Source organism: Castellaniella ginsengisoli, assembly GCF_040955415.1.
In the GTDB taxonomy this organism is placed as follows: Bacteria; Pseudomonadota; Gammaproteobacteria; order Burkholderiales; family Burkholderiaceae_B; genus Castellaniella; species Castellaniella ginsengisoli.
In genome coordinates, this window is sequence record NZ_CP158257.1 from 1,905,011 (window position 1) to 1,926,600 (window position 21,590).

General features: G+C 67.4%; 22 protein-coding genes and 1 tRNA gene. 11 read left to right on the plus strand and 12 right to left on the minus strand.

The features are described 5' to 3' along the window. Positions 1–15 precede the first annotated feature (15 nt). Positions 16–225 (minus strand): zinc-finger domain-containing protein, encoded by a 210-nt coding sequence (locus tag ABRZ00_RS09060; RefSeq protein WP_343838514.1) that lies wholly within the window; start codon positions 223–225, stop codon positions 16–18. Between the two features lie 49 nt (positions 226–274). Then, positions 275–1,195, minus strand: a complete 921-nt coding sequence (locus ABRZ00_RS09065) for a branched-chain amino acid transaminase (RefSeq protein WP_343838515.1) — start codon at positions 1,193–1,195, stop codon at positions 275–277. A gap of 129 nt (positions 1,196–1,324) precedes the next feature. On the opposite strand from ABRZ00_RS09065, the gene ABRZ00_RS09070 reads away from it, so the two are divergent. After that, positions 1,325–2,704, plus strand: coding sequence for a DEAD/DEAH box helicase (locus ABRZ00_RS09070; RefSeq protein WP_368642244.1), 1,380 nt, complete (start codon positions 1,325–1,327; stop codon positions 2,702–2,704). Between the two features lie 36 nt (positions 2,705–2,740). Here ABRZ00_RS09070 and ABRZ00_RS09075 read toward each other — a convergent pair whose 3' ends face one another. Further along, positions 2,741–3,115 (minus strand): thioredoxin family protein, encoded by a 375-nt coding sequence (locus ABRZ00_RS09075; protein WP_368642243.1) that lies wholly within the window; start codon positions 3,113–3,115, stop codon positions 2,741–2,743. Positions 3,116–3,294: 179 nt separating this feature from the next. Between ABRZ00_RS09075 and ABRZ00_RS09080 the strand changes: the two genes are divergently transcribed. The 6 genes from ABRZ00_RS09080 to ABRZ00_RS09105 all read left to right on the plus strand — a co-directional run bounded on the left by ABRZ00_RS09080 (position 3,295) and on the right by ABRZ00_RS09105 (position 11,298). Continuing rightward, on the plus strand, positions 3,295–4,086 hold the full coding sequence (locus ABRZ00_RS09080) for an EI24 domain-containing protein (protein WP_343838518.1): 792 nt from the start codon (positions 3,295–3,297) through the stop codon (positions 4,084–4,086). 11 nt (positions 4,087–4,097) lie between these two features. After that, positions 4,098–4,976: a competence/damage-inducible protein A gene (locus tag ABRZ00_RS09085; RefSeq protein WP_368642242.1), complete on the plus strand. Its 879-nt coding sequence runs from the start codon at positions 4,098–4,100 to the stop codon at positions 4,974–4,976. A gap of 147 nt (positions 4,977–5,123) precedes the next feature. After that, positions 5,124–5,954: an IclR family transcriptional regulator gene (locus tag ABRZ00_RS09090; RefSeq protein WP_343838519.1), complete on the plus strand. Its 831-nt coding sequence runs from the start codon at positions 5,124–5,126 to the stop codon at positions 5,952–5,954. Positions 5,955–6,145: 191 nt separating this feature from the next. Further along, positions 6,146–6,718, plus strand: a complete 573-nt coding sequence (locus ABRZ00_RS09095; RefSeq protein ID WP_343838520.1) for a phasin family protein — start codon at positions 6,146–6,148, stop codon at positions 6,716–6,718. 213 nt (positions 6,719–6,931) lie between these two features. Then, complete coding sequence (locus ABRZ00_RS09100; protein ID WP_368642241.1) at positions 6,932–8,140, plus strand: efflux RND transporter periplasmic adaptor subunit; 1,209 nt, start codon at positions 6,932–6,934, stop codon at positions 8,138–8,140. Next, positions 8,137–11,298, plus strand: a complete 3,162-nt coding sequence (locus ABRZ00_RS09105) for an efflux RND transporter permease subunit (protein WP_368642240.1) — start codon at positions 8,137–8,139, stop codon at positions 11,296–11,298. The genes ABRZ00_RS09100 and ABRZ00_RS09105 overlap by 4 nt, the downstream gene beginning before the upstream one ends. Positions 11,299–11,338: 40 nt before the next feature. Here the strand turns inward: ABRZ00_RS09105 and ABRZ00_RS09110 are convergent, their stop codons facing one another. The 6 genes from ABRZ00_RS09110 to ABRZ00_RS09135 all read right to left on the minus strand — a co-directional run bounded on the left by ABRZ00_RS09110 (position 11,339) and on the right by ABRZ00_RS09135 (position 15,747). Next, entirely contained in the window at positions 11,339–12,382 is a 1,044-nt protein-coding gene (locus ABRZ00_RS09110) for a quinone-dependent dihydroorotate dehydrogenase (RefSeq protein ID WP_368642239.1), read from the minus strand. 39 nt (positions 12,383–12,421) lie between these two features. Further along, complete coding sequence (locus ABRZ00_RS09115; protein WP_343838543.1) at positions 12,422–13,156, minus strand: arginyltransferase; 735 nt, start codon at positions 13,154–13,156, stop codon at positions 12,422–12,424. 107 nt (positions 13,157–13,263) lie between these two features. Continuing rightward, on the minus strand, positions 13,264–14,091 hold the full coding sequence (gene aat / locus ABRZ00_RS09120) for a leucyl/phenylalanyl-tRNA--protein transferase (protein ID WP_368642238.1): 828 nt from the start codon (positions 14,089–14,091) through the stop codon (positions 13,264–13,266). 23 nt (positions 14,092–14,114) lie between these two features. Then, positions 14,115–14,702 carry an NUDIX hydrolase gene (locus tag ABRZ00_RS09125; protein WP_343838545.1) on the minus strand — a complete coding sequence of 196 codons (588 nt, stop codon included), beginning with the start codon at positions 14,700–14,702 and terminating at the stop codon, positions 14,115–14,117. 53 nt (positions 14,703–14,755) lie between these two features. Further along, positions 14,756–15,358 (minus strand): DUF2946 family protein, encoded by a 603-nt coding sequence (locus tag ABRZ00_RS09130; protein WP_368642237.1) that lies wholly within the window; start codon positions 15,356–15,358, stop codon positions 14,756–14,758. Then, positions 15,358–15,747 (minus strand): pyrimidine dimer DNA glycosylase/endonuclease V, encoded by a 390-nt coding sequence (locus ABRZ00_RS09135; protein ID WP_368642236.1) that lies wholly within the window; start codon positions 15,745–15,747, stop codon positions 15,358–15,360. The genes ABRZ00_RS09130 and ABRZ00_RS09135 overlap by 1 nt, the downstream gene beginning before the upstream one ends. A gap of 99 nt (positions 15,748–15,846) precedes the next feature. On the opposite strand from ABRZ00_RS09135, the gene ABRZ00_RS09140 reads away from it, so the two are divergent. The 4 genes from ABRZ00_RS09140 (at position 15,847) to ABRZ00_RS09155 (ending at position 19,127) form a co-directional block, all read left to right on the plus strand. Continuing rightward, complete coding sequence (locus tag ABRZ00_RS09140) at positions 15,847–17,328, plus strand: M20/M25/M40 family metallo-hydrolase (protein WP_368642235.1); 1,482 nt, start codon at positions 15,847–15,849, stop codon at positions 17,326–17,328. Further along, positions 17,321–18,250: a ZIP family metal transporter gene (locus ABRZ00_RS09145; RefSeq protein ID WP_368642234.1), complete on the plus strand. Its 930-nt coding sequence runs from the start codon at positions 17,321–17,323 to the stop codon at positions 18,248–18,250. The genes ABRZ00_RS09140 and ABRZ00_RS09145 overlap by 8 nt, the downstream gene beginning before the upstream one ends. A 296-nt stretch (positions 18,251–18,546) precedes the next feature. Beyond that, positions 18,547–18,840 carry a hypothetical protein gene (locus tag ABRZ00_RS09150; protein ID WP_368642233.1) on the plus strand — a complete coding sequence of 98 codons (294 nt, stop codon included), beginning with the start codon at positions 18,547–18,549 and terminating at the stop codon, positions 18,838–18,840. 77 nt (positions 18,841–18,917) lie between these two features. Next, positions 18,918–19,127, plus strand: coding sequence for a cold-shock protein (locus ABRZ00_RS09155; protein WP_343838933.1), 210 nt, complete (start codon positions 18,918–18,920; stop codon positions 19,125–19,127). 133 nt (positions 19,128–19,260) lie between these two features. Here ABRZ00_RS09155 and ABRZ00_RS09160 read toward each other — a convergent pair whose 3' ends face one another. From ABRZ00_RS09160 to ABRZ00_RS09170, 3 genes are all read right to left on the minus strand, one after another. Next, complete coding sequence (locus ABRZ00_RS09160; RefSeq protein WP_343838551.1) at positions 19,261–19,773, minus strand: DUF892 family protein; 513 nt, start codon at positions 19,771–19,773, stop codon at positions 19,261–19,263. Between the two features lie 219 nt (positions 19,774–19,992). Beyond that, positions 19,993–20,066, minus strand: a tRNA-Cys gene (locus ABRZ00_RS09165). 54 nt (positions 20,067–20,120) lie between these two features. Then, on the minus strand, positions 20,121–21,452 hold the full coding sequence (locus ABRZ00_RS09170; RefSeq protein WP_368642232.1) for a ferric reductase-like transmembrane domain-containing protein: 1,332 nt from the start codon (positions 21,450–21,452) through the stop codon (positions 20,121–20,123). Positions 21,453–21,590 lie beyond the last annotated feature (138 nt).

The window sequence follows — 21,590 nt, forward strand, 5'->3', positions numbered from 1 at the left end:
GGCGCGGCGAATCCTTTAGTGGCCGTGCGCCTTTTCGCCCTCGCGCAGGGCGTAACGGGTGCCGCAGTACTGGCAACGGGCCACGCGGTTCTTGACCACTTCGATGTAGATGCGGGGGTGCTGGCTCCAGAGGGGCGCCTTGGGGCCGGGACAGTAGACCGGCAGGTCGGCGGCGCCGACTTCGACGATGTCCTGGTTGGGGGCGTTTTCGGGCACGCTGCTCATGGTGTTTCCTGGAAAGGGCCGGGCGGGCCGCCCGGTGTGGGTTTCGGGCTCAGACCTTGGAGAGCCAGTGGTGGTATTTGGGCGTTTTGCCGGAGACGGCGTCGAAGAAAGCCTTCTGGAGCTGGGCGGTGACCGGGCCGCGCTCGCCGGCGCCGATCTGGCGGCCGTCGATCTCGCGGATCGGGGTGACCTCGGCCGCCGTGCCCGTGAAGAAGGCTTCGTCGGCGATGTACAGGTCGTCGCGCGTGAGCCGGCGCGATTCCACTCTCAGGCCCAGGTCGGCGGCGATCTGGTGGATGGATGCCCGGGTGATGCCGGTCAGGGCGCAGGCGATGTCCGGTTCGTAGACGACGCCGTCGCGCACGATGAACAGATTTTCGCCGGAGCCCTCGGCCACGAAACCCTGGGTATCGAGCAGGATCGCTTCGTCGTAGCCGTGGTCCAGGGCTTCGGCGTTGGCGAGGATGGAGTTGGCGTAGGTGCTGGCGATCTTGGCGCGCGGCATGGTGACGTTGACGTGCTGCCGGGCAAAGGACGAGATTTTGACGCGGATGCCCTGTTTCAGGGCTTCTTCGCCCAGGTAGGCGCCCCAGGGCCAGGCGGCGATGGCGACGTGCACCGACGCCCCCTTGGGCGAGACGCCCATCTTCTCGGAGCCGTAGAACACCAGCGGCCGGATGTAGCAGGATTCGAGTTCGTTGCGGCGCACGACTTCGATCTGGGCTTCGGAGATCGCCTCGCGCGAGAAGGGGATCTTCATCTGGTAGATGTGCGCCGAATTGAACAGGCGGCGGGTGTGGTCTTCCAGGCGGAAAATGGCCGTGCCGTGGTCGGTGCGGTAGGCGCGAACTCCTTCGAAGACCGACAGGCCGTAATGCAGCGAATGCGTCAGCACGTGCGTGGTCGCGTCACGCCAGGGCACCAGTTTGCCGTCGTACCAGATCACCCCATCTCGATCAGCCATGGACATCGTGGTCTCCCGGAATTTGTCAGGGCATCATTGTACCAATTGCCCGGCCTGGAGCGATGCACGCTAAAATAGGGAGTTCATGAACGCGTGGGGCCGGATTTCCGGGTGCCTGCGCACCCTATCCGACGAATGACCGACACCCTCCCCCAAGATACCGCTATCGAAGCGCCCGTTCCGTTCGCCCAATTCGGCCTGCACCCCGGCATCATGCAGGCCATCGAGGCCACCGGCTATGTTTCCGCCACCCCGATCCAGGCCAAGGCCATTCCTATCGCCATGGCCGGGCGCGACGTCATGGGTGCGGCCCAGACGGGCACGGGCAAGACCGCCGCCTTTTCCCTGCCGATCCTGCACCGGCTGATGCCCTTCGCCAACAGCAGCGCCTCGCCGGCGCGGCACCCCGTGCGCGCCCTGATCCTGACGCCCACGCGCGAACTCGCCGACCAGGTGCATGCCAACATCGCCCAGTACAGCAGCGCCGTGCCCTTGCGCACGGCGGTGGTGTTCGGCGGGGTGGACATCCGCCCGCAGCGCGATCTGTTGCGCCAGGGCTGCGAAATCCTGATCGCCACGCCGGGCCGCCTGCTCGACCACGTCGAACAGCGCAACGTCAACCTCGGCCAGGTCGGCATCCTGGTGCTGGACGAGGCCGACCGCATGCTGGACATGGGCTTCCTGCCCGACCTGGACCGCATCATGCGGCTGCTGCCTCCCGGGCGGCAGGGTTTGTTGTTTTCCGCCACGTTCAGCCCCGAAATCCGCAAGCTCGGCCGCACATTCCTGCGCACGCCGGTCGAGGTCGAGGTCGCGCGCCCCAACGCCACGGCCGACACCGTCACCCAGATCGCCTATCCCCTCGAAGGCGAAGCCAAGCGCCGGGCCGTGGTGCATCTGGTGAAATCCCGCCAGCTCAATCAGGTCATCGTGTTTTCCAACACCAAGATCGGCTGCAGCCGCCTGGCCCGCCAGCTTGAGCAAGACGGCGTGCGAGCCGAGTCCATCCACGGCAACAAGACACAGATCGAGCGCATGAAGGCACTGGAAGCCTTCAAGGCCGGTACGCTCGAAGTCCTGGTGGCGACCGACGTGGCTGCCCGAGGCCTGGACGTCGCCGGCGTGCCCTGCGTCATCAACTACGACTTGCCGCGCAATGCCGAGGACTACGTCCACCGGATTGGCCGCACCGGCCGGGCGGGAGCCTCGGGCGAAGCCATTGCGCTGTTTGCGCCCGAAGAAGAGCGCTATCTGCTGGATATCGAAAAACTCATCAAGACCCGGATTCCGCGCGGCGAACTTGAGCTGCCGCGCAGCATGGCGCGCCGTCGTCCCGTCGGCAGCGGCCATCATGCCGCGCCCGGGCGGCATGCCCCGGCCGCGCCGCAAGACGACTTCTTCTCCCGGCCCTACGAGCCCGCCGCCGCCGCGCCGCGCGTCGAGGCCGAAGCCCGCCCCGCCGTGGTGCCGGCCCGCCGGCCCGTGGGTGTTCTGCTGGGCGGCAAATCCTCCTGATCCGGGCGGCGCGGGACCGGCCGGCCCGGCGCGCGGTCAGCCCCCCAGCGTGTCCAGGCGGCCGGGGCCGTCCGCCAGCACCGGCAGATCCGCCGAGCCGTCGATCAGACGCCGCAGTTGTTCGATACGCGGCTGCACGACGCCCCAGTAGCGCGTGCCGATGCGGTCCTGCACCAGGATCGTGGGAAAGTTCTCGATGTCCTCGTCGCCCAGCCAATCGGGGCTGTCTTCGACGTCCACCCACAGGAAGGTCCAGTCGGGGTACTCGTCGGCCAGGGTTTCCAGCAGGGGGCGCCAGGCGTCGCAGGTGCGGCACCAGGCTGCGCAGTAGCAGGCCACGCGCCGGCCTGAGTCCTGGGCCAGCCGGGCCCTCAGGGCGCGCGGATCGGCGTGCGGATCAAACAATTTCATGCAGACAGAAATCCCATTCTTTGAATAAGATGATTGTATGGGGTTATCTGTCACGGCCATGTGCCCGTTGCGGCATTTCCGCGCGCCGCACCGTGCCAGGCGCCCCGATTCTTTCCGGCACGCCGCAGCCCGCAGGGGGCTGCCCCGGGCCCAGACTCATCCAAGGATTATTCCGTCCTATGACGCATCAAGAGCTCGCTTTGCGCGATCCCCGTTCCTCCCGCGGCCTGGCGCTGGTCGGTCAGGCCTTCCGCCGCGCTGTCGTCAGCCAGCTTCACCCGCGCATGCTCGCGGCCCTGTTGCTGCCTTTCGTGATCGCTTTCCTGGGCGCCGTGGTGCTGCTGTGGTTTTTCTGGCAGCCGCTGACCGGCTGGCTGGACCAGGAGGCCTCGTCCTGGGGGCTGTTCAATACCGTCGACGGCTGGCTCGTCGCCGCCGGCCTGTTTTCCCTGAAATTATGGCTGGTGCCATTGATGGCCGCGGGGCTGCTGCTGCCCATGGCGGGCATTCTCGGGCTGGTGATCGCCGCCGTCTTCGTCATGCCCATCGCGCTGCGCCATCTCGAACATCGCGATTACCGGGGGTTGGGCCGCCAGGGCCGCCACACCACGGCGCTGGGCGTCTGGAACGCGGTCTGGGTCGGGACGCTGTTCTGCCTGGGCTGGCTGTTCACCATGCCGCTGTGGGTGGTGCCGCCCCTGGCGCTGTTGCTGCCGGTGTTCTGGTGGGCCTTCGCGCTGAACCGGATGCTGCGCGTGGACGCCATGATCGAGCATGCCAGCCCGATCGAGCGCCGATTGCTGTGGCGGCGCCACAACCGCCAGCTCTGGCTGATCGCGGGCTGCCTGGCCGTCATCAACCTGATTCCGCTGTTCTGGGTGGTGATGCCGGTCTTCTCGGCGCTGGTATACGCGCACTTCTGCCTGGAAGCCATCCGCCGCCTGCGTGCGGAAACCGTCATCGATCTTTGACTGCCCGTCCAATGATGAAACCCGTTGCTCCCGATGCCGGCCCGTCCGGCGCCCTGCCGGCTTGCGAGGCCGGTGTCTGTCCGGCACCGCCGCAGGCTCCGCCGCGCGTGCGCCTGATCGCCATCGGCGATGAGATTCTGTCGGGCCGCCGCCAGGACAAGCATTTTTCCAAATTGATCGAACTGCTGCAGGCGCGCGGGCTACGGCTGCATGCGGCCGAGTTCATTTCCGACGACGAGGACGAGATTGCCGAGTGCCTGCGGCGCAGCTTCGCCACGCCGGATCTCGTGTTCTGTTGCGGCGGCATCGGCGCCACGCCCGACGACCGCACGCGCCAGGCCGCCGCCCGCGCCTTGGGGGTGCCGCTGGTCCTGCACCCCGAGGCCGCCCGCCTGATCGGCGAGCGCTGCGCCGAGATGGCCGCCAAGGGTCAGGGCAGCGCCGACATGACGACCCCTGAGAACCGGCAGCGGCTGCTCATGGGAGTGTTTCCCGCCGGGGCGGAAATCATCCCGAACAGCTACAACAAGATTCCCGGGTTTTTCATTCGCGACCACAGCTTCATGCCCGGGTTTCCCGTGATGGCCCATGCCATGATGGCCTGGACGCTGGATACGCGGTACGCCCGCTGGCATCACCTCGAATCGCGGGTCGAGCATTCCTTCCTGGTGTTCAACCTGCCTGAATCGCGCATCACCCCCGCGCTGGAATCGCTTGAGCGGCGTTGGGCCGGCATCCGTGCTTTCAGCCTGCCCAACGTCGGCGATTCGGGCGGCCATCCGCACATCGAACTGGGCGTCAAGGGCGCTCCCGAGGCCGCCGCCGAGGCGCTGGCCTGGCTGCGGTCAGAGGTGCTGGCGCTGGGCGGCCGGCTCGAACCGCCGGTCTGACGGCGGTTGCCCGGCACCGGATCGCCCCAACCCCGGCGGTGCGCCGGGGGGGGGGCGTCCGGCCTGCGTCCGCGGCCAGAAAATCCTTGCCATCTGATCTATTTTTTCATAATATGGAAAAATGGCGCATTGCAACAAAGCGGATCCATGGCACGTCTTTCCCCTTCTTCAGTTTCTTCCTCTCATAGTGTCTCCTCCCTGGCCAACGCCACGGGCGATCATGGCGCGGTGACGATCCAGGTCCTGGACCGCGCCATGCGCATTCTGGACGTCCTGGCCGGGCAGCGCGATCCAGTGACGCTGAAAGAGCTGTCCGCGGCCACGGGGCTGCATGCCTCGACGGCTCACCGCATTCTGGCCGACCTGACCGTGGGCCGCTACGTCGAACGCGTGGACAGCGGCCTGTACCGTCTGGGCATGCGCCTGCTGGAACTCGGCTCGCTGGTCAAAGGACGGCTGGATGTGCGCACGGCGGCCATCGGTCCGATGCGTGAACTGCATCGCCAGACCGGACAGACCGTCAATTTGTCGCTCGTCCAGGGCGATGAGATCGTCTACATCGAGCGTGCCTGGAGCGAGCGTTCCGGCATGCAGGTGGTGCGCGCCATCGGCGGGCGTGCGCCTTTGCACCTGACCTCCACCGGCAAGCTGTTCCTGTCCGTATGGGATGCCCGCAGCGTGCGCAGCTACGCCATGCGCACGGGGCTGGCCGGTACCACACGCAACAGCATCACCCAGGTCGAGCAACTGGAACGCGAGCTCGCGCTGGTGCGCCGCCACGGCTATTCGCGCGACAACGAAGAACTCGAACTGGGCGTGCGCTGCATTGCGGCCGGCGTCCATGACGATACCGGGGCGCTGTTGGCCGGGTTGTCCCTGTCGGCCCCCGCCGAGCGCATGCGCGACGACTGGATCCCCCTGCTGATGAGCACCAGCGCCCGCATTTCCGAAGCCCTGGGCTACGAAGCGCAGCACTGAGCCCGGCATCGCTTCGTCCCTGTGCCCGCCACGGCATGAAAAATATTTTGTTGCGGCGCAACAAAATAGATTGACATCCTTTTCCGTTCCTATAAAATTTGATTTGTGCGTTGCAGCAAAATAGCTGCGATCGAGAAGGTGCCGGGCATCGTGCCTCTGAGGAAACCTTCTGCCATTGACAAGGAGTCATCATGAGCGCGAATCAACAATCCCTGCTGGCCTCTCAAAAGGCCGTCATCGACAACCTGCTGGCCGTCCAAGGCACGTTTTTCAGCGGTTTCGAAAAACTGGTCGACCTGAACCTGAAGACCGCCAAGGCCGCCCTGGAAGAGGCTGCCCAGAAATCCCAGGAAGCCGTCGAACTGAAGGATGCCCAGGAACTGCTGGCCTTCACCTCCGCCCTGGTCCGTCCGGAACAGGCCGTGGCCTATGGCAAGGACGTCTATGAAATCCTGGCCGACGTTCAAGGCGACCTGAGCAAGCTGGCTGAAACCCAACTGGCCCAAGGCCAGAAGCAAGTGTCCGACGTGGTCGAGCAGTTCGCCCGCAACGCCCCCACCGGTTCCGAAGGCGCCGTGGCGCTGCTGAAGTCCTCGCTGGCCACCGCGACCAACGCCTACGAGTCCGCCTCCAAGGCGGCCCGCCAGGCCGCCAGCGCCGCCGAATCGAACTTCGCCGCCGCCACCAATGCCACGCTGAAGGCCGCCGCCGACGCCGGCAAGGCTGCCAAGTCCGGTTCGCGTTCGCGCCGCGCCGCCAACTGACCGGCGCACGCCGGGCGGCCGGTTCCGTAGCCGGTTGTGCCAGGCTCGATCCAGGCAGGGGCAAAGCCTGCCTGGTCATCCGACCCCGGGACGCAAGTCCCGGGGTCGTCTTTTTTCCCCGTATACTCGCCCACAGGCGGCCGTCCGGCCGTCCGCTCCGCCGGTATCGCTTCGCAGCGGACGCGTCAGTCGATCACTCCCTGTCGAGGACTCATGGCGATTTTCTCCGTGCGCCGTTCTTTTCTGTGGTGGGGCCTGGCCGCTTTGCTGGCTCTGGGCTCGTGGTTCTGGTGGGCCAGTCGGACGGCGGCGGGGGCGACCGGCAATGCCGCGCCCGCGCCGGTCCAGGTGCGAACGGCCCTCGTGGAGGCTCGCGACATGCCCATCCGCCTCCAGGGGCTGGGCACGGTCCAGGCCTGGGCCAGCGTCACGGTGCGCGCGCGTATCGACGGCCGGCTGGAGTCGGTCGGTTTCCGTGAAGGCGATGTGGTCCGCCAAGGGCAGTTGATCGCCCAGCTCGACGATCGCGCACAAAAGGCCCAGTTGGCCCAGGTCGTCGCTCAGCGGGCGCGGGACCAGGCGCAACTGGACAATGCGCGCGAGGATCTGGCGCGCTACGTCGAACTGGCCCGCCATGGCGCCATCGACCGCAAGGCGCTCGATACCCAGCGCGCCCAGGTCGCCGTGCTGCAGGCCACGATCCAGTCGGACGAGGCGCAGATCCAGGCGGCGCGCGTTCAATTGGACTACACCCGCATCACGGCCCCGCTGGCGGGGCGCACCGGAGCCCTGCGGGTGGATCCCGGAAACCTGGTGCGCGCGAACGACGCCGAAGGCCTGGTGCTCATCAATCAGATCGATCCGATTGCCGTCAGCTTTACCGTGCCGGATACGGCGTTCGCCGACGTGCAGGCCGCCGTCCGTGCGGCGGCCGGCCGGGCCGCGCCGGATCGGGCCGAGGCCCTGACCGTGGAGGTCTACGACCGCAGTCGGGCCGCGCTGCTGGGCCGGGGCGCGCTGGTGCTGGTGGACAATCACATCGATGCCGCCAGCGGCACGCTGCGCTTGAAGGCCCGGCTGGATAATGCCGGCCAGGCCTTGTGGCCGGGGCAGACTGTGGATGTGCGGTTGATCCTGGGTGACCGGCCCGGCGCCCTGGTGGTGCCGGAATCCGCTGTACAGCGCGGCGCCCAGGGCCTGTTCGTCTATGTGGTGCAGCCCGATGGCCGGGTGCGCCTGCAGACGGTGCGCACGACCGTGTCGCAGGACGGCCTGGCCGTGGTGGCCGAGGGCCTGTCGGCGGGCCAGCGTGTGGTGATCGATGGCCAGTACAAGCTGAGGCCCGGCCTTGAGGTGGCCGAGGCCGGGGCGGCGGGGCAGGGCGTGCAGGCGGGCGACGAAGCGCCGGGGAACGCCTCGTGAATCTTTCCGAACCGTTCATCCGCCGTCCCATCGGGACGTCGCTGCTGGCGATGGCCCTGTTTCTGCTGGGCCTGGCGGTGTTTCCGCTGCTGCCGGTGGCGCCGTTGCCCCAGGTGGATTTTCCCACCATCCAGGTCACGGCCAAACTGCCCGGCGGCAACCCGGAAACCATGGCCACCAGCGTGGCCCAGCCGCTGGAACGGGAATTCTCCACCATCCCCGGCCTGGTGCAGATGAGTTCCGAAAACGCCTTGGGCTCGTCGCGCATCACCTTGCAGTTCGCGCTGGACCGCAATATCGACGGCGCCGCCCTGGACGTGCAGACCGCCATCAATGCGGCCTCGCGCCAATTGCCCTCGAATCTGCCCAGCCCGCCCACCTTCCGCAAGGTCAATCCGGCGGACTTTTCCATCCTGATCCTGTCGGTGCAGTCCGATGTGCTGCCCGTCACCGAAGTCAACGATTTCGCCGACAACATCCTGGCCCAGCAGTTGTCGCGTGTCGAGGGGGTCGGCCAGGTGAACATTTTCGGCCAGCAGAAACCGGCCGTCCGCATCCAGGTTGACCCGCGGAAGATCGCCGCGCTGGGGCTGGACCTGGAATCCATCCGCGGCGTGATCGCCACCACCACGGTCAACCGGCCCAAGGGGATGATCGACGGCAGCCACCAGAGCTACACCATCTACACCAACGACCAGGTGCTGGACGCGGCGCCCTGGAACGATGTGATCGTCGCCTGGCGCAATGGCGCGCCGGTGCGGGTGCGCGATATCGGCACGGCCGTGCCGGGGCCGGAGGACATGAAGCAGGCCGCCTGGGCCTTCGCGGGCCAGGGCGCCGGGCCGCACGATGTCGCCCGGGACGGCCGTTCGCTGGTCGTGGGGATCACCAAGCAGCCGGGGGCCAACGTCATCGAGACGGTCGAGCGCATCCGTGCCGAACTGCCGCGTCTGATGGCGTCCATGCCGGCCAGCATCCATGTCAGCACCCTGATCGATCGCACCCAGAACATCCGCGCCTCGGTCCACGAGGTGGAGTTCACGCTGCTGCTGTCGATCGCCCTGGTGGTGACGGTGATCTTCATGTTCCTGCGCAATGTGGCGGGCACGCTGATCGCCAGCGCCACGGTGCCGCTGGCGCTGGTGGGCACCTTCGCCCTGATGTACCTGGCCGGCTACAGCCTGGACAACCTGTCGCTGATGGCGTTGACGATTTCCGTGGGCTTCATCATCGACGATGCCGTGGTGATGCTGGAAAACATCTGGCGCCACGTGGAAGAGGGCATGCGGCCCATGGAGGCGGCCCTGAAGGGCGCGCGCGAGATCGGCTTCACCATTGTGTCGATTTCAGTATCGCTGATGGCCGTGTTCATTCCGCTGCTACTGATGGGCGGCATGGTGGGGCGGCTGTTTCGCGAATTCGCCGTGACCGTCGTCATGACCGTCGGAATTTCCGTGCTGGTGACGCTCAGCCTGACGCCCATGCTGTGCTCGCGCTATTTGCGCAACCCGCGGCAGGCCTCGCACGGGCGGGTCTACCAAACGTTCGAGCGCGGCTTCGATTGCATGCTGGCGGTCTACCGCAAGGGACTGGATCATGCGCTGAACCATCAGTTCGCCACGCTGTGCGTCTTCCTGGCGACGGTGGCCGCGTCCGCCGCCCTGTTCGTCGTCATCCCCAAGGGTTTCTTTCCGCAGCAGGATACGGGGGCGATCTTCGGCCTGGCCGAATCATCCCAGGACAGCTCTTTCGAGGCCATGAACGAGCGCATGATGGCATTGGCCGAGGTCGTGCGCCAGGATCCCGACATCGCCGCTTTCGGCATGAGCAGCAATGCGCCGACCTTCAACACGGGGCGTTTCTTCATCAGTCTGAAACCGCGCAGCGAGGGCCGCCGCGCCAGCGCCGATGAGGTCATCCGCCGGTTGCGTCCGCAGTTGGAGCAGGTGCCGGGCGTGCGGCTGTTCATGCAGGCGGGGCAGGACATCAACGTGGGCGGCCGCCTGTCGCGCACCCAATACCAGTACACGCTGACCAGCGCCAGTCTGGACGAACTGAACACCTGGGCGCCGCGCCTGCTGGAGCGCTTGCGCGGCTTGCCGCAACTGGCCGACCTGGCGACCGACCAGCAGAACAGCGCCAATACGGCGGTGGTCACGATCGACCGCGCCCGCGCCGCCATGTTCGGCATCACGCCGGCCCTGATCGACGACACGATCTACAACGCCCTGGGCCAGCGTCAGGTGGCGCAGTATTCGACCCAGATCAACAGCTACCAGGTCATCCTGGAGATCACGCCGGAATTGCAGTCGGATCCCGAGGTGTTCTCGCACCTGTACGTCGAATCGCCGCTGACCGGAGCTCAGGTGCCGCTGTCCAGCCTGACGCAAGTGGATACGACCCGGCCGGGCTACCTGTCGATCAATCACCAGGGCCAGTTTCCGGCGGTGACGATCTCGTTCAATCTGGCCGCCGGCTATTCCCTGGGCCAGGCGGTGGATGCCATCCGCGCGGCCCAGCAGGACATGAACATGCCCCTGTCGATCCAGGGCGCCTTCCAGGGCACGGCCCAGGTCTTCCAGGAATCCCTGGCGACCCAGCCCTACCTGATCGCCGCCGCCCTGGTGGCCGTGTACATCGTGCTGGGCCTGCTGTACGAAAGCTACATTCATCCGCTGACCATCCTCTCCACCCTGCCGTCGGCGGGCGTGGGGGCGTTGCTGATCCTGATGGGCAGCGGCTTCGATCTGAGCGTGATCGCGATCATCGGCATTCTGCTGCTGATCGGCATCGTCAAGAAGAACGGCATCATGCTGATCGATTTCGCCCTGGTGGCCGAGCGCCAGCAGGGACTGTCCCCGCGCGAGGCCATCTACCAGGCCTGCCTGCTGCGCTTTCGCCCCATCATGATGACCACGATGTGCGCCCTGCTGGCGGGCCTGCCGCTGATGCTGGGCACGGGCGCCGGCTCCGAACTGCGCCAGCCGCTGGGCTATACGATGGTGGGGGGCCTGATTTTGTCCCAGGCCCTGACCCTGTTCACGACGCCCGTGGTGTACCTGTATCTGGACCGCCTGCACCACCGCTACGTGCGCGGCCGGGCGATGAGGCAGGCGCGGCGGCTGCGGCGCGCCCGGCGGCATGGCGCGGCCGGGTAAGAGGCGTTCCGCGTTTGCGTCCCCGCCGCGGCCCTGGGCGCTAGGCGGCGTCCAGGGCCCGCACGCATTCCGCGATCAGCGCCGGACCCCGGTAGATCAGGCCCGTGTAGAGCTGCACCGCATCGGCCCCGGCCTGCATTTTTTCCACGGCCTGGCGGCCGGATTCGATGCCGCCCACGCCGATGATCGCGGTTTCGCGTCCCAGGCGTTCGCGCAGGCGGCGGATCACGGCCAGCGACAGCGCATGCACGGGCGGCCCCGACAGGCCGCCGGCCTCGTCCTCGTGGGGCAGGCCGCGCACGGCTTCGCGCGACAAAGTGGTGTTGGTGGCGATGATGCCGTCGATGCCGTGGCGCGGGACCAGGTCTGCGACGGCATCGATTTCCTCGGGCTGCAGGTCGGGGGCGATCTTGACCACCAGCGGCGTGCGCCGGCCATGGCGGTCCGCCAGGGCCTCGCGGCGCTCGCTCAGCGCGCCCAGCAGCGCATCGAGGGCGTCGTGGCTTTGCAGGCTGCGCAGGTTGCGCGTATTGGGCGAAGAGATGTTGACCGTGACGTAGTCGGCGTGCGGATAGACGCCGTCCAGGCACAGCAGGTAGTCATCCACGGCGTGCTCGATCGGGGTGTCGGCGTTCTTGCCGATGTTCAGCCCCAGGATGCCGCCTTGACTGCGCCATGGGCTGCGCCGCACATTGGCCACGAAAGTGTCCAGGCCGTCGTTGTTGAACCCCATGCGGTTGATCAGGCAGCGCGCGCGCGGCAGGCGGAACATGCGCGGTTTCGGGTTGCCGGGCTGGGCGCGCGGCGTGACGGTGCCGACCTCGATGAAGCCGAAGCCCAGGGCCGCCAGGCCGTCGATGCAGGCGCCGTTCTTGTCCAGCCCTGCCGCCAGGCCCACGGGATTGCGCAGCGGCAGGCCCATGACGGTGCGCGGCAGGACCGGCTGGCGGGCGGACAGCATGCGGGCGGCGGTGCAGTCCTGGCCGCGCTGCAAAGCGCGCAGCGTCCATTCGTGGGCCTGTTCGGGGTCCATGGAAAACAGGGCGGCGCGCGCCAGCGGATAAGCTTGAAACAGCAGGGACATGGGCGGGAGCGGGTCGGTGAATGGGCGAGCGGCCCAGGCTCAGTCGCCGTCGGGCGATGCCGTCCAGGCGCCGCCGCGCAGGATCTGATACGGCCTGAAACGCGATTTATAGGCCATTTTACGGCTTTCCCCGATCCAGTAGCCGAGGTACAGCCAGGGCAGACCCAAGCGGGCGGCATAGTCCAGTTGCCAGAGAATGCCGTAGGTGCCCAGGCTGGCGCGCCAGTCGGGATCGTAGAAAGTGTAGACGGCCGACAGGCCGTGGTCGATGCGGTCCATGATGGCCACCATCCGCAGCGTGCCGTCGTCTTCCCGGAACTCGGCCATTTCGGAATGGACCCGGCTGGTCAACAGGAACTGGGTGTACTGGGCCTGGTCATCCTGGTCCATCCCGGCGCCCGGGTGGCGGCGTTTCTGGTAGCGCAAATACAGCTCGAAATGCCGGGCGTCCCAGTGCAGCGGCGCCAGACGGGCCGGCAGGATGGGTTGAAGACGGCGCCAGAGTTTGCCCTGGGTGCGGTCGCGCTGGAAGCGCCGGACGTCGATCCGGATGGGGATGCAGGCCTGGCATTGTTCGCAGGCGGGGCGGTAGGTGAACAGGCCGCTGCGGCGGAAGCCCTGCTCGATCAGGCGCGCATAGGCGGACTCGTCCACCAGGTGGGTGGGCGCGGCGACCTCGGAGCGCGCCATGCGTCCGGGCAGGTAGCTGCAAGGATAGGTGGCGGTGGTGTAGAACTGCAGGCGGCGGAAGACGGATTCGCTGGGATTGCTCATGAATCGGTTCGGGGGGCTTCCGGGCAATTCGTGCGTCCGGGCGATTCCCCAGGGTGGCGACCGGTTCATTGTGGCACCGACCGCACGGGAAGACCAGCCGGCCCGGCTCAGGCGGCGGGCTGCGCCTCCAGGCGCCCGTCGGCGCGCAGACGTCCGCTGCCCCAGGGCGGGGCGGGCGCGTCGCGGCCGGCGGCCAGCATCTCCAGGAAATCCGCCCGGGCCGCAGGCCGCGCGCCCAGGCTGGCCAGGTGGGGGGTTTCCTGCTGGCAGTCGATCCAGGATGTGCCGCGCGCCTGCAGGTGGCGCACCAGGTAGGCCAGCGCGACCTTGCTGGCGTCGGCGGCCAGGCTGAACATGGATTCGCCAAAGAAGCATCGCCCCAGGCCCACGCCGTACAGGCCGCCCGCCAGCCGTCCGCCGATCCAGGTTTCTACGCTGTGGACGTAACCCATGCGGTGCCAGGCTGTATAGACGGCGATGATGTCCGGCGTGATCCAGGTGCCGTCGCGGCCCTGCGCCGCGCCGGGCGCGGGCCAGTCCCGCCCCGCGCGGGCGGCGCCCAGGCCGATGCGCGCCGCGCCGCGCTGCGCGCAATGGGCAATCACTGCGGGAAAGGCCCGGTTCAGGGTGACGCACAAAGAAGGGGCGTTCCCGACGGCCGGCCCGGCCTCGGGGGGGCGGTCGAATTGCCGGATACGCTTGGCCAGCGACCGGCCGATGTGCAACTCATGGCAATGCAGCACCATGCGCGGATCGGGGCTCCACCACAGCACCGGTTCCCCGGGGCTGTACCAGGGGAACAGGCCTTTGCGATAGGCTTCGTAGAGCCGGGCGGGCGACAGGTCCAGTCCCGCCGCCCCCAGGCCGCTGGCGGGAAACGGGACGCAGGCCGGATCGGGCAAGGGATCGCGGTCTTCGATCCAGATGATCGTCATGGCAGCGGCGCGGTCCGGCCGGTTCAGTCCGGAAAACGCAGATCGATGGCGTAGTGGTGGGTAGAGAACGTGCCCCGGGCGCGATCCTGGAGGTAGTGCTCCAGCGTCGTGCTGACGGTACGGAAGGCCAGTTCGCGCCAGGGAATCTCGTCCAGGCCGAAGAATGCCGCTTCCAGGGTTTCGGGCCCGGGGGCCAGATGCGGCCCGAGGACGTCGGCCAGGTAGTACAGATGGACCTGGTTGACCGAAGGCACGTCGATGACCGTGAGCAGGGAAAGAATGCGGATGCGCGCGCCGGATTCTTCCTGGTTTTCGCGCGCCGCGCCCTGCTCGGTGGTTTCGCCCAGTTCCATGAAACCCGCCGGCAGCGTCCATTTCCCGTGGCGCGGCTCGATGGCGCGGCGGCACAGAAGCACCCGGTCGCCCAGGATGGGCACGACGCCGACCACGTTGCGCGGGTTCTGGTAGTGGACTGCGCCGCAATGGGTGCACAGATCGCGGATGCGGTTGTCGTCCGGCGGGATTTCCCGGCTGAGCGCGTGGCCGCACTGGGAGCAGAACTGCTGAGAGCGGGGGGCAGGGTGGTAGAAGGCGGGGTCGGGCGAAGTCATGCGGGGATTTTAACGTGAGGGCGGCTGCGGCGGCCGGCGCAGAAGCCGTCCGCCTAAGGCCGGCGGACGAAACCCAGTGTGGCTTCGAGGGCGTCTTCGGCCAGCAGGCGCAGCGGCGCCGCATCCGGGGCGGCGCCTTCCAGGCGTACTAGGATTCCGGCGGAGTCGGGCCGATCCAGCCAATCGTCCAGCGAACGGCCGTCGATCGCGCGCAGGGCGTCGAGCATCCGGGCGAGATCGCGGTCGGCCACCAGCCCGGCGCCCTGGGCCGATCGCGCGTACAGGCGGCCGCCCGGGCTCAGCCACCACTGTGTCACGGGGCCGTAGTCACGCCCGGTATGAGTCCGCACGCGCGGCCGGCCTTGTGGATCGGGGTCCACGCCCAGAATCCAGGGGGCGCCATCCAGGCGCACATAGACGCGCTGCGGCCCGTTCTGGAAGAACCAGCGGCCGGTCTCGTCGGCCAGGTAGTTGCGGCCGATGAAGGCGGTGATCTGCGGGCTGGTGATGGCCTCGCCGGGCTCTTCGTCCGGCGCGCCCCAGCCCCGGCCATGGGGGTGCAGGCGCCACTGGCCGCGCGCCGTCAGGGAAAGCCAGCCCCGGACCGCCGGCACGTTCGGCCACCGGGCCATGGCGGCCAGAACCTGTTCGTCCATTATGCGCGGCTCCCGCCGGCCGCGGCGCCCAGGCGCTCCGCGATCCTGGCGCGGTTCAGCGCCTGAGCCTCGGGGGGCGGCGTCCAGTCGTTCCAGCAGACATCGGGAATATCCGGGAAATCGGCCCGGACGATGCCCTCGAAGCGTGGCTGATAGCCGCGCCGGCGCATCTCGGCGACCAGGGCCTGGTGACGCCGGGCCAGGTAACCCAGCCGGACATAGAAGAATCGCATGTGTCCCTTGCCCAGGGTATAGCGGTCCGGTGCGTCCAGGGTGCCCTTCGAAGCGGCCTTGAGGGCCAGTCCGAACACACGGGGCAGCTCCCGGTACTCGGCGACCAGGTGGGGGCCGCTCAGTTCATCGACGGGGATGCAGTTGATGCGGGTCATGATGCGGCGATTGTAGCGGGAGGCTGTCTGGGAAGGGCGCGCCGGAGGGCGCCGTACCCGGCGTAGAATAAGTTTTTTGATGAAACGCCAGGAAACACCATGGATACGCCGCTGTCCGCCGCCCCCGCCGGTCTGGACCCCGCCGCTCTCGGAGCCTTCATCGATGGGCAATGGGACCGCGAGATCGTTCCGGCCCTGATGGACTACATCGCCGTGCCGGCCAAGAGCCCCGCCTTCGATGCCGACTGGGCCGCCCATGGCCACATCGACCGCGTGGTGGAAGCGGCCGCCCGGTGGGCGCGGGCGCGGCCGATCCCGGGGCTTGTGGTCGAGGTGATCCGCCTGCCGGGCCGCACGCCGGTCCTGTATTTCGAGGCGCCCGCGACGCGGCGCGACGATGGCGGCGCCGTATTGATGTACGGCCACCTGGACAAGCAGCCGGAGTTCTCCGGCTGGCGCGCCGGCATGGGGCCGTGGACGCCGGTGTTGCGCGATGGCAAGCTTTACGGCCGGGGCGGCGCAGACGACGGTTATGCCGTCCACGCCTCGTTGACGGCCCTCGAGGCGCTTGATCGCCAGGGCGTGCCGCGTCCGCGCTGCATCGGCCTGATCGAAACCTGCGAAGAATCCGGCAGCTACGACTTGCTGCCCTACGTCGATGCCTTGCGCGCCCGCCTGGGCCGCATCGCCCTGGTGGTCTGCCTTGATTCGGGGGCAGGCAATTACGAGCAGCTTTGGATGACGACCTCGCTGCGCGGCCTGGTGACCGGCACGCTCGAAGTCCGCGTGCTGGACGAAGGCGTGCATTCGGGCGATTCCAGCGGCGTGGTGCCATCCAGCTTCCGCATCCTGCGTCATCTGCTGGACCGCCTCGAAGACAGCGGCACGGGTCGGGTGCTGCCGGGCAGCTTTCACTGCGAGATTCCGGCGGAGCGCGCCGAGCAGGCCCGGGCGGCCGCCCGCATCCTGGGCGACGAGGTCTGGAAACGCTTTCCCTGGAGCTGCGGCGCCGAGGGCGGCGTGGTCTTGCCCATGGCGACCGATCCTCAGCAAGCCTTGCTGAACCGCACCTGGCGGCCGGCCCTGTCCGTCACCGGCGCCGAAGGCCTGCCGCCCCTGGCCAGCGCCGGCAATGTGCTGCGGCCGCGCACCGCCTTCAAGTTGTCCTTGCGCTTGCCGCCGCTGGTCGATGCCGGTGCGGCCGCGGACGAGCTGAAGCAGTTGCTGGAACAGGACGCCCCCTACCAGGCGCGCGTCCTGTTCCAGCCCGATCCGGGCGTGGCCAGCGGCTGGAACGCGCCGACGTGCGCGCCTTGGCTGGGTGTCGCGCTGGAGGCGGCATCGCGGCAATATTTCAATGCGCCTTGCGGATACATCGGCCAGGGCGGCACGATTCCGCTGATGAACCTGCTGCGCCAGGGGTTCCCGGCCGCTCAGTTCATGGTGTGCGGCGTCCTGGGGCCGCAGTCCAACGCCCACGGGCCCAATGAATTCCTGCATGTGCCGTACGCCAAGCGGCTGACGGCGGCCGTGGCCCAGGCCATGGCCGCCATGCCGGCGGAGACCCAGGCAGATGAATGATGCGCAAACCGCTCCGGCTCTCCTGGCCCAGGCCTGGCGGCGCCAGTTGCGCGAGCATCGGGCGGTCGCGCTTGGCCTGGGGGTGGCGCTGCTGGCCGTGCTCTGGCTGCTGCTCAGCGGCGGCGTGGAATCGTTCGCGGAGGGCAACCGGGGCTTCCTGGGTTACGCGGTTCTGGGCGGCGCGGCCGGCTTCGGCGCTACGGCGCTGGGCGCGTTGCTGGCCCTGAGCCTGCGTTCCGTCGAGACGCGCGCCCAGGATTGCATGCTGGGTTTCGCCGCCGGCATGATGCTGGCCGCCAGTTCGTTCTCGCTCATCCTGCCCGGCCTGGCGGCGGCCCAGGACCTGCTCGACAGCGGGCCGGGCGCGGCGTTGACGGTCGTGATCGGGCTGGGACTGGGCGTGCTGCTGATGCTGGGGCTGGATTATTTCACGCCTCATCAGCACGAAAGCACCGGCGCCCATGGGCCGGCCGCCGCGCGCATCAGCGGCGTCTGGCTGTTCGTGCTGGCCATCATCCTGCACAACCTGCCCGAGGGCATGGCGATCGGGGTGGGTTTCGCCCGCGGCGACCTGGCGGTCGGCCTGCCTCTGGCCACGGCCATCGCCATTCAGGACATCCCCGAGGGGCTGGCCGTGGCCCTGGCGCTGCGGGCCATCGGCCTGTCGCAGGGCAAGGCCATTCTCGTCGCGGCCGCCTCGGGCCTGATGGAGCCCCTGGGCGCCCTGGTGGGCGTGGGTATCGCCAGCGGCCTGCCCATCGCCTACCCGGTCAGCCTCGGCCTGGCCGCGGGCGCCATGATCTTCGTGGTGTCGCACGAGGTCATCCCGGAGACCCATCGCAACGGCCACCAGACGGCCGCCACCGTCGGCCTGATGATCGGCTTCGCGGTGATGTTGTTCCTGGATACCGCGCTGGGGTGAGGGCGCGCATCGCGCGGTGCCGCTCCCATGAAAGGATTGAACGGATCGTCGCGGGTCATGGTACACTTTCAAAAGTTGTCGCGACGTGCAGAATGATTCCATGAAAAACGCGCGATGGCTCTGTGCTTCTTCCTTGCCGGCCAACCCTGATCTTTCCGGGTCTTGTCACTGGCAGTTCCTCGCCTGCAGCGAATACCCCTGCAGGCCGGTTGCGGATCGAGTTCAACCGCACGCGCTTCGCGCCCCATTGTTTTCATCGGATGTCCGGCTTCTTTCGCCGGCATCGAAAGGTTTTCATGTATCCATCCATACAGGTCGGCAAGTACCTGGTCTCTCCTCTGGTTCGCCGTGGGCACGACGGGCGGTATGTCGCCTCCGTGTCGATCAGCAGCGGCCATGCCAGCATGACTCAGGATCGCTTGATGCGGTTCACGCCGCTTTTCGAATCGGCCCAGGACGCGATTGAATTCGCCAAGTCCGAGGCCCTCAGCTATATCCGGTCGTGCGCACAGCCCGCCATGCCGCCGTGTGTGCGCCAGCGGACGGGCGCCGTGTCGCATCTGCCCGACACCTTTTTTGCGACAAATTGAAATATTCATTGTGTTGCATGCCACAAGCCCTCAAAGTGGGGGTGGGGAACGTTTCCCTTTTATTTTTAGGAAAGAAATTGACTACAGAAACCGGCATCGTGAAATGGTTCAACAACGAAAAGGGATTCGGCTTCATCATGCCCGAATCCGGCGGTAAGGACCTTTTCGCGCACTACTCGGAAATCCAAGGTTCCGGTCATAAGACCCTTGAAGAAAATCAGCGCGTCTCTTTCGTGTCCGCAGTCGGGCAGAAAGGGCCTCAAGCGACCAAGATCCAGATTCTCTGATGGCTGCTGAATTCCCGCCCTGGGCGGGAATTCGCAGACAACGATGAAAGCCGGGCCTCCTGAAGCAGGAGGTCCGGCTTTTTCATATCGCAGGCTCATCGAGCCTGCGTGGGCCAGGGAAGAGCGGCCAGGTTCAATGCTTTGCCACCATATCGGGGTTTTCGTCGCGGATGAGGAATTCCCGCACCGTGGCGGGCAGGTGGATGGCCAGCCAGTCGGCCATGGCCTCCTCCTCCGTGAGGTTTTCTTCGCAGACCCGCCTGGTTTCCAGGTCACCGCATGTGTCGGCGGCGGCAATGAGCGCCCGGTAGCTGGCGATTTCCATGTGTTCGAACGCGTAGCTGGCCAGGCAGGCCTTGACCACCTCGTCGGACACGAACATGCCGCTCAAACCCTGGGCCATGGCCATCATTTTGCCCGTCACGTCTTTGATGGCCGAGGTGTCCCCGCCGAGGCGTTCGATGCATCCGCGCACGCGCAGCGCCTGGTGGCGGGTCTCCTCGATGTGCTGCTCGATGCGGGCGCGCAGCTCGGGATAGTGCTGGAGCCGTTCGGCGGTGGATGTCAACATCTTCCCGGCTTGCTCTTCCATCGCATGGGCATCGCGCAGCCAGTCCAGCAGGTTGTCTTTCATTTCGGTCGCCATAGTCTTCCTCTTCGGGACATCGGGGTCGGGCACGCTGGTTCCAGCAGCGTGATGAGGGGGGCGCCAGCATGGACGGCAAGCTCCCGTGCAACGCCAGCAAGGGGTATGCCCGTCGGGAAGAGAGGAAGGGGGGGCGTTTTGGAAAGCGCGCGGTGGCCGGCTTGAATGCGGAGAATGAAAAAAGGACCTACGCCGAAAACGTAAGTCCTTGATTTCATTTGGAGGCGCAAGCCGGAATCGAACCGACGTACACGGATTTGCAATCCGCTGCATCACCACTCTGCCATTGCGCCGATGATGTCCATGCCCAGGTGCCCCGAGCCAAGTCCAGCATTATACGATATTTTTCAGCGCATCTCGAACGCTTCCCGGCGCACCGGAACGTCTTTCAGGCCCAGCGCGCGCAAGCCTTTCTCCAGGCTGCGGGCCAGTCCGGCCGGGCCGCAGAACCAGACATCCAGGGCGTCCCCGGCCTGGACACCGGCCGCGCGGCGCAGCGTTTCGGCGTCCAGGCGCTGGCCGGCGCCGGCGTCGTGCACGTGCAGCGTGACGTTCGGCAGAGGCGCGCAGAGCGCCCGCAGGCGTTCGACGAAGGGGTCGCGCGCCGCGTCGCGCACGCAATAGTGCAGTTGAGCGCAGGGGGCGGCGTCCGGCCGGTCTTGCAGCGATTCCAGCCAGGCCAGGAACGGGGTGATGCCGATGCCGCCGGCCACCCAGGCCTGGCGGGCCTCGCCCCTGCGGTGGTCGAAGCGGCCGTAGGGGCCTTCGACCTGGACCGCCTGGCCGGCCGCCAGGGATTGCCCCAGGCGCCGGGTGTAGTCGCCCAGCGCCTTGATCTGGAAGGTCAGGCGGCGGGCGCCTGACGGGCCGGCACTGGCGATGGTGTAAGGGTGGGCGCCTTCGCGTGGGTCGAAGGTGACAAAGGCGAATTGTCCGGCCCGGTGGTCGGGCCAGCCGGCGTCCATGGTACAGGTGACTTCGGTGATTCCGCAGGGCAGTGCGCGCACGGATTCGATGCGTCCCGCATGGCGGCGGTTCTGGCCGATGCGCCGGCGCAGCGCGGGAAGGGCCGACACGCTGCCCGCTAGCATGAGTCCGCCCATGATCAGCCCCAGGGGCTGCGTCCACCAGGCCAGGGGCGTCAGGGCGACGGTGTGAAACACCAGCGCCAGGTAGAGCAGGGGCATGGCGCGGTGCAGGAGCCGCCACGATTTGTAGGGAAAGGCTTTCCACAGAGTGAGGACCAGGGAGGCGAGCAGGGCGTAGATCGCCCATTCGCCGATGTCCTTGGCCAGGCCATGGCTGGATTGCATGAATTCCAGTACCGCGACCTTGGGCGGTTTGTGGATGGCGGGGCCGATCAGGCCGCGCAGGGCGCCGCCGCCCAGTTCCAGCAGCCAGTGCAGGGCGCCCAGGCCGATGGCCAGGATTCCCGCCCATTTGTGCAGCCGGTAGATGCGGTCCATGCCGCCCAGGGCGGGTTCGAGCCAGGCCGGGCGGGTCGCCAGGATCATGACCAGGGACATCAGACCCATGGCCCAGACGCCGCTCAGGTAGATCGCCTGTTTGCGGACCATCCAGGGCCAGTCGCCGGCCATGGGGTTGAGGACGAGGGCATCCCAGGCCCATGCCAGGGTCAGGACGCCGAGAAAGACGGACAGGACATAGCGGATTTTCATGAGGTGTTCCCTCTGCTCGGGCCGATGGGGATCGGCAATGGGGGCAGTATGGAATCCGGCGCCTGAATCTTCCGTGAAGCCGGCATTCACCCGGCGTTCATGCCGGAATCCCCGCAAGCCGCCGCGCCGCGCGCGACT

What these genes read in the sequence shown, in the direction of transcription:
- ABRZ00_RS09085 (WP_368642242.1), top strand. Translation starts at nt 4,098, where the DNA reads ATGATGAAACCCGTTGCTCCCGATGCCGGCCCGTCCGGCGCCCTGCCG.
- ABRZ00_RS09145 (WP_368642234.1), top strand. Translation starts at nt 17,321, where the DNA reads ATGAATGATGCGCAAACCGCTCCGGCTCTCCTGGCCCAGGCCTGGCGG.
- ABRZ00_RS09065 (WP_343838515.1), bottom strand. Translation starts at nt 1,195, where the DNA reads ATGTCCATGGCTGATCGAGATGGGGTGATCTGGTACGACGGCAAACTG.
- ABRZ00_RS09140 (WP_368642235.1), top strand. Translation starts at nt 15,847, where the DNA reads ATGGATACGCCGCTGTCCGCCGCCCCCGCCGGTCTGGACCCCGCCGCT.
- ABRZ00_RS09060 (WP_343838514.1), bottom strand. Translation starts at nt 225, where the DNA reads ATGAGCAGCGTGCCCGAAAACGCCCCCAACCAGGACATCGTCGAAGTC.
- aat (WP_368642238.1), bottom strand. Translation starts at nt 14,091, where the DNA reads ATGACGATCATCTGGATCGAAGACCGCGATCCCTTGCCCGATCCGGCC.
- ABRZ00_RS09115 (WP_343838543.1), bottom strand. Translation starts at nt 13,156, where the DNA reads ATGAGCAATCCCAGCGAATCCGTCTTCCGCCGCCTGCAGTTCTACACC.
- ABRZ00_RS09135 (WP_368642236.1), bottom strand. Translation starts at nt 15,747, where the DNA reads ATGACCCGCATCAACTGCATCCCCGTCGATGAACTGAGCGGCCCCCAC.
- ABRZ00_RS09125 (WP_343838545.1), bottom strand. Translation starts at nt 14,702, where the DNA reads ATGACTTCGCCCGACCCCGCCTTCTACCACCCTGCCCCCCGCTCTCAG.
- ABRZ00_RS09075 (WP_368642243.1), bottom strand. Translation starts at nt 3,115, where the DNA reads ATGAAATTGTTTGATCCGCACGCCGATCCGCGCGCCCTGAGGGCCCGG.
- ABRZ00_RS09090 (WP_343838519.1), top strand. Translation starts at nt 5,124, where the DNA reads ATGGCACGTCTTTCCCCTTCTTCAGTTTCTTCCTCTCATAGTGTCTCC.
- ABRZ00_RS09070 (WP_368642244.1), top strand. Translation starts at nt 1,325, where the DNA reads ATGACCGACACCCTCCCCCAAGATACCGCTATCGAAGCGCCCGTTCCG.
- ABRZ00_RS09160 (WP_343838551.1), bottom strand. Translation starts at nt 19,773, where the DNA reads ATGGCGACCGAAATGAAAGACAACCTGCTGGACTGGCTGCGCGATGCC.
- ABRZ00_RS09110 (WP_368642239.1), bottom strand. Translation starts at nt 12,382, where the DNA reads ATGTCCCTGCTGTTTCAAGCTTATCCGCTGGCGCGCGCCGCCCTGTTT.
- ABRZ00_RS09080 (WP_343838518.1), top strand. Translation starts at nt 3,295, where the DNA reads ATGACGCATCAAGAGCTCGCTTTGCGCGATCCCCGTTCCTCCCGCGGC.
- ABRZ00_RS09095 (WP_343838520.1), top strand. Translation starts at nt 6,146, where the DNA reads ATGAGCGCGAATCAACAATCCCTGCTGGCCTCTCAAAAGGCCGTCATC.
- ABRZ00_RS09150 (WP_368642233.1), top strand. Translation starts at nt 18,547, where the DNA reads ATGTATCCATCCATACAGGTCGGCAAGTACCTGGTCTCTCCTCTGGTT.
- ABRZ00_RS09130 (WP_368642237.1), bottom strand. Translation starts at nt 15,358, where the DNA reads ATGGACGAACAGGTTCTGGCCGCCATGGCCCGGTGGCCGAACGTGCCG.
- ABRZ00_RS09170 (WP_368642232.1), bottom strand. Translation starts at nt 21,452, where the DNA reads ATGAAAATCCGCTATGTCCTGTCCGTCTTTCTCGGCGTCCTGACCCTG.
- ABRZ00_RS09100 (WP_368642241.1), top strand. Translation starts at nt 6,932, where the DNA reads ATGGCGATTTTCTCCGTGCGCCGTTCTTTTCTGTGGTGGGGCCTGGCC.